Source organism: Roseospira navarrensis (assembly GCF_009601025.1).
GTDB lineage: Bacteria > Pseudomonadota > Alphaproteobacteria > Rhodospirillales > Rhodospirillaceae > Rhodospira > Rhodospira navarrensis.
Genome location: NZ_WIVE01000044.1, coordinates 25,624 through 33,913, shown reverse-complemented (window position 1 = coordinate 33,913; position 8,290 = coordinate 25,624). Strand labels below are relative to the sequence as shown.

At 69.9% G+C, this 8,290-nt stretch carries 11 protein-coding genes; 4 read left to right on the top strand and 7 right to left on the bottom strand.

Features of this window, described 5'->3' with window-relative positions; all coding sequences use genetic code 11:
- The 5 genes from GHC57_RS13335 to GHC57_RS13315 all read right to left on the bottom strand — a co-directional run.
- Positions 1 to 632, bottom strand: a 632-nt coding sequence (locus tag GHC57_RS13335) for a hypothetical protein (protein ID WP_153345041.1), incomplete at its 3' end; no start/stop codon positions are given.
- 32 nt (positions 633 to 664) lie between these two features.
- Positions 665 to 1,423: a hypothetical protein gene (locus tag GHC57_RS13330; protein ID WP_153345039.1), complete on the bottom strand. Its 759-nt coding sequence runs from the start codon at positions 1,421 to 1,423 to the stop codon at positions 665 to 667.
- 265 nt (positions 1,424 to 1,688) lie between these two features.
- The gene (locus GHC57_RS13325) at positions 1,689 to 2,582 is read right to left on the bottom strand and encodes a radical SAM protein (RefSeq protein WP_153345037.1); all 894 of its coding nucleotides are present in this window, start codon (positions 2,580 to 2,582) and stop codon (positions 1,689 to 1,691) included.
- A complete protein-coding gene (locus GHC57_RS13320) occupies positions 2,569 to 3,021 on the bottom strand; it encodes a hypothetical protein (RefSeq protein ID WP_211369195.1) in 453 nt (150 codons plus the stop codon). The genes GHC57_RS13325 and GHC57_RS13320 overlap by 14 nt, the downstream gene beginning before the upstream one ends.
- The gene (locus GHC57_RS13315; protein ID WP_153345035.1) at positions 3,018 to 3,392 is read right to left on the bottom strand and encodes a hypothetical protein; all 375 of its coding nucleotides are present in this window, start codon (positions 3,390 to 3,392) and stop codon (positions 3,018 to 3,020) included. The genes GHC57_RS13320 and GHC57_RS13315 overlap by 4 nt, the downstream gene beginning before the upstream one ends.
- A gap of 204 nt (positions 3,393 to 3,596) precedes the next feature.
- Here GHC57_RS13315 and GHC57_RS13310 point away from each other — a divergent pair, with 204 nt between their 5' ends.
- The 3 genes from GHC57_RS13310 (at position 3,597) to GHC57_RS13300 (ending at position 5,864) form a co-directional block, all read left to right on the top strand.
- Entirely contained in the window at positions 3,597 to 4,319 is a 723-nt protein-coding gene (locus GHC57_RS13310) for a Crp/Fnr family transcriptional regulator (protein ID WP_153345033.1), read from the top strand.
- Positions 4,320 to 4,402: 83 nt separating this feature from the next.
- Positions 4,403 to 4,945 carry a hydrolase gene (locus GHC57_RS13305; protein WP_153345031.1) on the top strand — a complete coding sequence of 181 codons (543 nt, stop codon included), beginning with the start codon at positions 4,403 to 4,405 and terminating at the stop codon, positions 4,943 to 4,945.
- An 88-nt stretch (positions 4,946 to 5,033) separates the two neighbouring features.
- On the top strand, positions 5,034 to 5,864 hold the full coding sequence (locus GHC57_RS13300) for a 3-oxoadipate:acetyl-CoA acetyltransferase (RefSeq protein ID WP_153345029.1): 831 nt from the start codon (positions 5,034 to 5,036) through the stop codon (positions 5,862 to 5,864).
- Positions 5,865 to 5,877: 13 nt separating this feature from the next.
- Here GHC57_RS13300 and GHC57_RS13295 read toward each other — a convergent pair whose 3' ends face one another.
- Positions 5,878 to 6,468: a hypothetical protein gene (locus GHC57_RS13295; protein WP_153345027.1), complete on the bottom strand. Its 591-nt coding sequence runs from the start codon at positions 6,466 to 6,468 to the stop codon at positions 5,878 to 5,880.
- Between the two features lie 189 nt (positions 6,469 to 6,657).
- On the opposite strand from GHC57_RS13295, the gene GHC57_RS13290 reads away from it, so the two are divergent.
- A complete protein-coding gene (locus GHC57_RS13290) occupies positions 6,658 to 7,077 on the top strand; it encodes a hypothetical protein (RefSeq protein ID WP_153345025.1) in 420 nt (139 codons plus the stop codon).
- Between the two features lie 343 nt (positions 7,078 to 7,420).
- Here the strand turns inward: GHC57_RS13290 and GHC57_RS13285 are convergent, their stop codons facing one another.
- Positions 7,421 to 8,134, bottom strand: coding sequence for a cyclic nucleotide-binding domain-containing protein (locus tag GHC57_RS13285; RefSeq protein ID WP_153345023.1), 714 nt, complete (start codon positions 8,132 to 8,134; stop codon positions 7,421 to 7,423).
- Between the last annotated feature and the right edge of the window lie 156 nt (positions 8,135 to 8,290).

The window sequence follows — 8,290 nt, the reverse complement described above, 5'->3', positions numbered from 1 at the left end:
GGCAGGATCCCATGCACCTGCCACGTGACGGGATCGCTGGTGGTCTCCAGGATCACCTCTCTCACATGGACACCCGGGCCGAAGACGTCCTCGAATGCGTCCGTTCGGGTGGGGACATCCGTCCGTTTCCGATCCGGCAGGCCGTACACCAGCCGCACGCTCATGGGGTCCGAGAGGTCGTCGAAGGTGACCATGCGCGGGTAGCCGGGATACGCATCGGGATCGAGCGCCGCGCGGTGGCCCGGCTCCAGCCATTTGTAGTACCAGATGCCTTCGGGCGTGCTCGCGCCGTGCCCGTCCGGCACCGGGAACGCCTGATAGAATGCGCTGTCCGAAATGTCGGAGATCAGGGCGAACAGCAGACCGCGCGCCCCCAGATCCACCACCACGGCCTCGCCCCGGATCTCGGCCGAAACGGTCGCTTCCGGTGGTCCGTACCGTCCGCCTGAGCGCACGGACAGCTCCCGCACGGCCGACCCGGACACCGGCCCTTCCGGCGTGTCCACCACCACGGTGATACGATAGCGCCAGGTCGCGCTGACGGAAGAGGAACTGGTCACGGCCAATCCGATCAGGACCGCCAGGCCCGCGCCCACGATCCCCAGCCCCACAAGACATCCGCGTTTCGCCATGGCCGCCGTCCGTCCGATGCGCTCTCAAATGGTCAGTTGTTGGATGGTCCTCTGGTTGAGAAAGCGCCCGAGCTCAGTGAGCTTGCGAGGGGCGTATCCGTCGTCAGGTCGTGAAACCGGTTGCCGTCGAACATTCTTGAGTAATACTCATCCAGCCACGGCAGGATCCCATGCACCTGCCACGTGACGGGATCGCTGGTGGTCTCCAGGATCACCTCTCTCACATGGACACCCGGGCCGAAGACGTCCTCGAATGCGTCCGTTCGGGTGGGGACATCCGTCCGTTTCCGATCCGGCAGGCCGTACACCAGCCGCACGCTCATGGGGTCCGAGAGGTCGTCAAAGGTGACCATGCGCGGGTAGCCGGGGTATTCGTCGGGGTCGAGCGTCGCGCGGTGGCCCGGCTCCAGCCATTTGTAGTACCAGATGCCCTCGGGCGTGCTTGCGCCGTGCCCGTCCGGCACCGGGAACGCCTGATAGAATGCGCTGTCCGAAATGTCGGAGATCAGGGCGAACAGCAGACCGCGCGCCTCCAGGTCCACCACCACGGCCTCGCCCCGGATCTCGGCCGATACGGTCGCTTCCGGTGGTCCGTACCGTCCGCCTGAGCGCACGGACAGCTCCCGCACGGCCGACCCGGACACCGGCCCTTCCGGCGTGTCCACCACCACGGTGATGCGATAGCGCCAGGTCGCGCTGACGGAAGAGGAGCTGGTCACGGCCAGCCCGATCAGGACCGCCAGGCCCGCGCCCACGATCCCCAGCGCCACAAGACATCCGCGTTTCGCCATGGCCGCCATCCGCCCGGTCCGCCTTGAATGACCCTGTGGACGGTGCGGGTTCAGCAGCGGCGCGTCAACTTATATCGTGTGTATATAGAGGACAGACCTCTATAGTCGCGGAGCCCGTTGGGTCGGTTCGCCGCGCCCGTTTCCCGCAGGGAAACGCGGCGGGCAACCCGCCGGAGGCGGGACCGCAAACGGCGGGGCCGCAGACGGCGAATGGCCCCGCGGCGCGGGGCGACTCCGCCCGACGCGATAATGGCGTCGGCCCTCTTCACAACGCCCGGATATGCGCGGGCCGCCAGCCCGGGCCGCTCAGGGCGGCCTGGGCGGCGGTCACCTCGGCGAGCAGGCGGTTCTTGTCCTTGGGCAGCGTCCCGGCCAGGGCGAGCGCGTTGGACGCATGGTTGGACCGGAAGATGACCGGGCGCGGCGGGTCCAGGTGCTCCAGGAACAGGCGCTGCTCGGCCAGCACGGCGGCGTCGTCCTGCGGGGTGAACGTGCGGCCGTCCCGGGTCATCTGCGCGAAGAAGGGCGCAAGGCGCTCCTCCTCCAGATACAGTTGCAGGGTGGACAGGTACGTGGGCGGCGCCCGGTTGATGAGCGCGGCCGTCTCGGTCATGTGCTCCCGCCAGCCCTCGGTGCCGGCCAGACCCAGGATCACGGTGGCCGAGACCTTGATGCCGGCCGCGCGGGCCTTGTCGATGGCTTTGGCGTGGCCGTTGGGCGAGGCCCCCTTCGTGATCCGGCGCAGCACATCGGCCGATCCGGACTCCACGCCAAGATAGACCAGCGACAGCTTGGCCGCCTTCAGCCCCTCCAACTCCACCGGGGTCTTCTTCAGCAGGTTGGCCGGCGTGGCATAGGCCGACACCCGCGTCAGCGCCGGAAAGCGCGCCCGCAGGTGGTCCAGGATGGCGTGCAGGTGGTCCGCCGGCAGCACCATGGCGTCGCCGTCCGCCAGGAAGATCCGGTCGGCCCCCGGCCAGGCGCGGGCGGCCGCGTCGATGTCGCGGCGCACGTCGTCCAGCGGGCGGGGGTGGTAGCGCTTGCTCCGGTACATGGAGCAGAAGGCGCAGCGGTTGAAGCTGCACCCGATGGTCGCCTGGATGATGAGGTTGCGGCCCTCCGACGGCGGCCGATAAAGCGGCATGTCATAGCTGAGCATGAGAGGTAAGGTCCTGTTCATCCCGGGCCTTCGACTCTGGCACCGATCCGCCGTGGGTCAAGGCCCGGTACAGGCCGTGGGGCGTAAGCACCCAGCGGGCATGCAGGCCGAGCAGCCGCTTGGCCACCTCGACGCAGGTGAGCGGCGCCCACGGCGCTTCGCGGCGCGGCGGGCAGCGGGTCGCGGTCTCCACCACGGTATGGCCCTGGGCGCGGAACCAGGCGGCGAGGCGATCGCCCGCGTCCTCGGGGACCACATCCAGCGTGACCCGGTGGGACAGCGGGTTGACAACGATCCAGTGGCCGGGCCGCCGCACGGCCACCATGACATGCCGGAACCCGGGGCGCAGCAGCCGCAGCCACCAGATCTCGCGGCCGTCGGTGAACACCACCAGCGCCGGGGCGGGCGGCGGCTCCAGCGTGTCCCCGGGAAGGATCACGCCACGATCCCCTTGCGGCGCAGCGGGGTGGCGAGCCGGTCCAGCGCCTCGGCCCACAGGGCGGCATCGCGCGCCTCCTCGGGCAGGCGCGCATCCGGCGGCGTCAGGCGGCGGCCGTGCCGGGTGAGCACCCGCAGATGCTCCGCCCGCAGCACCCGGTCCGCCGTCAGCCGACGCACGGCCCGCACGATGTCGTCGGGATCGCACGGTCGGGCGGCGGCCAGCGGGTCCCCGTCGAGGCGCGCGCCCTCGGCCCGGCAGAGCTGGGCGCGCTGGAGCCAGAACCACGCGGTCTCGGCCGAGTCGAAGGGCTCGGTCCGGCGCACGGGCAGGGGGCGGGGCACGTGGCGGGTGCGGCGGTCGGTGGGCATGGGGCGGTCTCCGGCGCGGGGGTGGGGAGACCCCTCACTGTTCCGGGCGGCGCGTCCGCAAGCAAACGCGAAGGGGGACCGCCCCTCTCCGATCCCCTGGCCGCTCCCCCGGCCCGTGTTGCCAGCGCATGACGTTTAGCCTCATGATTGCACGAACGGGGCGCGGGGGCGCCCGATGGGGGACTCGGAGCGGGCGGGCAGGCCATGGCAACGAGACGGGAGACACCCGAGGGGGCCGCGAAGCGGCCACCGGGCCTCGCGGCGGTGACGCTGTTCGGCGCGCTGGCGGAGGCCGACCGCGCGGCGGTGGAACGCCAGTGCCGCTGGCGTCTCTATGCGGCCCACGAACAGATCGTGGACCGCGAGGCCGAAACCCGCGACGTCCACTTCGTCGCCACCGGGACGGCGCGGATCATGATCTACACCGCATCCGGCCGGGAAGTGGCCCTGGACGACGTGGAGGCCGGGGGCTTCTTCGGCGAACTGGCCGCCTTCGACGGCGAGCCGCGCTCGGCCAGCGTGATGGCGGTGTGCGACAGTTGGATCGCGGCCCTGCCCGCGACGCGCTTCCTGGCGATGCTGGAGGCGCACCCCGCCGTCTCCATGGAGGTGATGCGGCGCATGTCCCGCATCATCCGGGCGGCGACGGACCGGATCGTGGAGCTGTCCACCCTGGGCGCCAACAACCGGGTCCAGGCGGAGGTGCTGCGCCAGGCCCTGGCCGCCGGTGCGGACGGGGACGGCCGCGCCGTCATCAGCCCGATCCCGATCCACGCCGACATCGCCAGCCGGGTTTCCACCACGCGGGAGACCGTGGCCCGCGTGCTGAACGACCTCGCCCGGCAGGGCTTCCTCAGCCGCGAGCGCGCGGGGCTGGTGGTGCACGATGTCGCCCGACTGGAACTGCTGGTGCAGGACCTGACATGATGGGGGCGGTCGCGGGGGCTTGATCCGCCCCCGTTTCTTCGCCCCTATCCTGATCCTGCCGTCCCGGAGGAGGTTTCCCGCTCATGCTCATGCACGCCGCCCGGTCCGTCCTGGTCGTGGTCGATATCCAGGAGCGCCTGTGCCCCGTCATGGACGACCCGCGCCGGGTGCTGTTCAACGCCGCCCGCTTGCTGAAAGGTGCTTCGCTGATGGAGGTGCCGGTGCTGTGCACCGAGCAGTATCCCAAGGGCCTGGGCCCGACCATGATCGACGTGCGCGAGCTGCTGCCCGAGGGCGCGGTGGTCGAAAAGACCAGCTTCGGCTCCATGGGCGAGCCCGCGTTCCGCGAGGCGCTCACCCGCACCGGCCGGGATCAGGTGGTGCTTCTGGGCACCGAGGCCCATGTGTGCGTGCTGCAGACCGCGCTGGGCCTGCGGGAGGCCGGGATCGACGTCTTCATGGTCGCGGACGCCTGCGGCTCGCGCCGGCCGGAGAGCGAGCGCGCCGGCCTGGAGCGCGCCCGCGATGCCGGCTGCGCCATCGTGACCACCGAGATGGTGCTGTTCGAGTGGGTCGCGGACAAGACCGACCCGCGCTTCCGGGAAATCTCGGCCCTGGTGAAGTGAGCCCGGCCGGATGAAACACTTGTGCCGGCAGCCGGCTTGGCTCATCTAACTGGTTCAGAGTCTGACAGCAGTTCGGAGCCCCGCCGCCATGACCACGCCGTGCATCATCACCGTCGCCATCACCGGATCGGTGCCGAAGAAGTCCGACAACCCGGCGGTGCCCGTCACGGTCAGCGAGCAGGTGGAGTCCACCCATGCGGCGTTCGAGGCCGGGGCCGCGCTGGCCCATCTGCACGTCCGCAACGACGACGGCTCGACCACCTCGGATCCCGAGAAGTTCGGCCGTCTGATCGAGGGCATCCGCGCCCACTGCCCGGGCATGATCGTGCAGGTCTCCACCGGCGGCCGCTCCGGCACGGGCGAGGAGCGCGGCGCCATGCTGCCCCTGAAGCCGGACATGGCGTCGCTGTCCACCGGCTCGTGCAACTTCCCCACCCGCATCTACGAGAACGCGCCGTCGTTCGTCACCTGGCTGGCGGGGCTGATGAAAGAGCATCGCATCAAGCCGGAAATCGAGGTCTTCGACCTGTCCATGCTGTTCAAGGCGGTGGAGATGGAGCAGGCGGGCGAGATCGTCGGACCGCTGCACGTGCAGTTCGTCATGGGGGTCAAGAACGCCATGCCCGTGGACCGCGAGACGTTCGACTTCTACGTCCGCACGATCCGGCGACTGGCGCCGGAGGCGACCTGGACCGGCGCCGGCATCGGCCGCCACCAGCTCACCTTGCATCACTGGTCGCTGGAGCACGGCGGCCACATCCGCACCGGCCTGGAGGACAACGTCCGCCTGGACAAGGACACCCTGGCGCCGTCCAACGCCGCGCTGGTGGAACGGGCGGCGACCCTGTGCGCCGAGTACGGCCGTCACCCCGCCACCCCGGCCGAGGCCCGCGCCCTGCTGCGCCTGCCGGCCGCCTGATCGGCCGGGCGGGCTACTCCAGCGACAGGGGGCGGCGCAGGCCCTCCTCGCGGCCACCGCCGGGCATCATCTGCCCGCCGGACACCCGCGGCTCGCGCACGCCGTCGCCGTCGGAATCCGCCCAGTCCAGCCGCTCGGTGAAGTGCAGGCTGCGGTTGAACAGCTCGGTGACGCCGTCCGGCGCCAGATCCAGGATCACGTGCCGGGTGGTGCTGCGCGACGTCATGTCCTGGATATGCACCGTCCCGTGGCCATTGCCGGTCAGGTCCGTGACGGGGTACCAGCGCGGGCCGTCCTCCGGCTGGCCGTCGGGCGCGGGCGGCAACGGCCCCCGCAGCGGCCATCGGTACATCACCCGGCCGTGCCGCAGCACCAGGGCGGTCGCGCCGCCCCTGCGATCCTCCGGAAACACCCAGAAGGCATAGCCGTCCGCCGTTTCCGATGCGGCCAGGGTCGCCGCCGGGATCCCCAGATCGTCCGGGGCCGGTCCCTGCGCCATCGCGGCGCTGGGCGCGAATGCGCCGATGGCCACACCGAGCGCGGCGGCGACCAGCCGAGAGCGCGCCCCGCGCGGGGTCATGCGGAGAACGCGGAACGGAGTCATGGGCAGCCTCCCTTGAGAGCGGGCGGCGGGACCGCCGGGGGCGATCCTCACCATGACGATGGAGTCTACAATATTGACCGAGGCACACAAGTCGGGTGTGATGCGGAACCGGCGCTATTCTGTCGCAATTTTAATAAATGCGCAAACGGAACGGGCGCGGTTTAATCGTTCTGCTTTGGAGTCAATCCAATGTTCCCCCGGTGTCTTCTTGTGGCCCTGGCCGCGCTCACGATCGCCCTGCCCGCCCATGCCCAGTCGTCCCAGATCAACCGGGATTGCGAGATCGACTATCGGCGCTGTGTGATGCAGGCCCGCTCGCATGGCGGCGACGACAGTCCCTGCGATGCCTATACGGCCTGTCAGGCGGCGAAACAGTGCGAGGCGATCCGGTGCGCCTGCAACCGCTCGGGCGGGGCCTCGGATCCCGCCCTGCAGCAGGAAGCCCAGATGACGTGCAATGCCGTGCTGAAACCGCACGGCGGCAATTCGTGCGACCGCTACATCGCGCCCTGCCGGGCCTGGTCCGACGCGCAGCATCAGGCGTCCCAGTCGTCCGGGGCATCCGGCGGGCCGGAAGACCTGCTGCGCCCGGATGAGCTTCCGCGTTAGGCAAATCCCGGCCGGTATAAAAAGGGGGTCATCATGGATTTCCGGGGGACCGGAAGGAGCCCCTCTGGCGTCGCGCTTCGAGCCTGAACCCCCTCCCAACCTCCCCCATGAATGGGGGAGGAGTCCCCGTTCACCAGGCGCCAGACGGACTCCCTCCCCATGGAATGGGGAGGGATTGTCTCGGGTGGCCGCTGCGGTCCAGAACCCACGCGACCCCGGGGTTCCGTGATGACCCTAGAACGGGAGCGGTCATCCCAATACCAACGGACATCGTCAGATGCCGTTGGGGGTGCTCAGGATGATGCGAAGGTGGCCGTGCAAGCGGACCCTCGCACCGCTGGCCTCACGCCACGTTGGCTTCCAGCCCGGGCGGCCGGTCGTCCACCAGCGCTTCCAGCTTGCCGATGGTGGGAATGGTGAGGGTGCGGCCCTTGCGGATCACGAAGCCGTCATGGGCCAGATCCAGCAGCACCCGCGCCACCGTCTCGCGGCTGGCCCCGACCCGGTTGCCCAGGTCCGCCTGGGTGGGCACGGGGTGGATGATGTGCGCCCCGCGCACCGCCTGACTGGGCATGGCCAGATTGATGAGCTCCTGACACACACGCTGGGTCACGCTCTGGGTGGAGAAGCTCTGCAGCCGCTCGTTGGAGGTCCGCACCAGCGTGGTCAGGCGCACCATGATGCGCCACGCCACGTCGGGGAATTTCATGACGATCTCATGGAAGCGCTCGGCCGAGAGCACCAGCACTTCGCAGTCCGTCCGCGCGGTGACGGCGGCCGAGCGACGGTGGCCGTCGATGGCGGCGATCTCGCCGAAGTGCTGCCCGGGGCCCAGTTCAGCGAAGGCGATCTCGCGCCCGTTGCGGGCGAAGATGGACACCGTCACCCGGCCCTGCAGGATGAACCAGACATCCCGATCCTGCGAGGTGATGTCGCAGATCACCTGCCGGGCCTTGAAACGCCGGTGCGAGAAGCGCCGGACAAGGTCCGTGCGGGTGGGCTGGTCCAATCCCTCGAAGATGGCGAAGGCGGCCAGGGGGTCGGTGATGGACACCACGGTTCGTGCTCCTGCGCGTCATGAATCCGGTCCGCGCGACGCCCCCCACCGACGCCGCGACCTTCCGCGTCCGACACACTCGCTCCAATTTTAGAGCATGTTTGAAGAGAATGCACGACTCCCCTCCCGGACCCGCGCGGGTCCGGGACTCCGGCC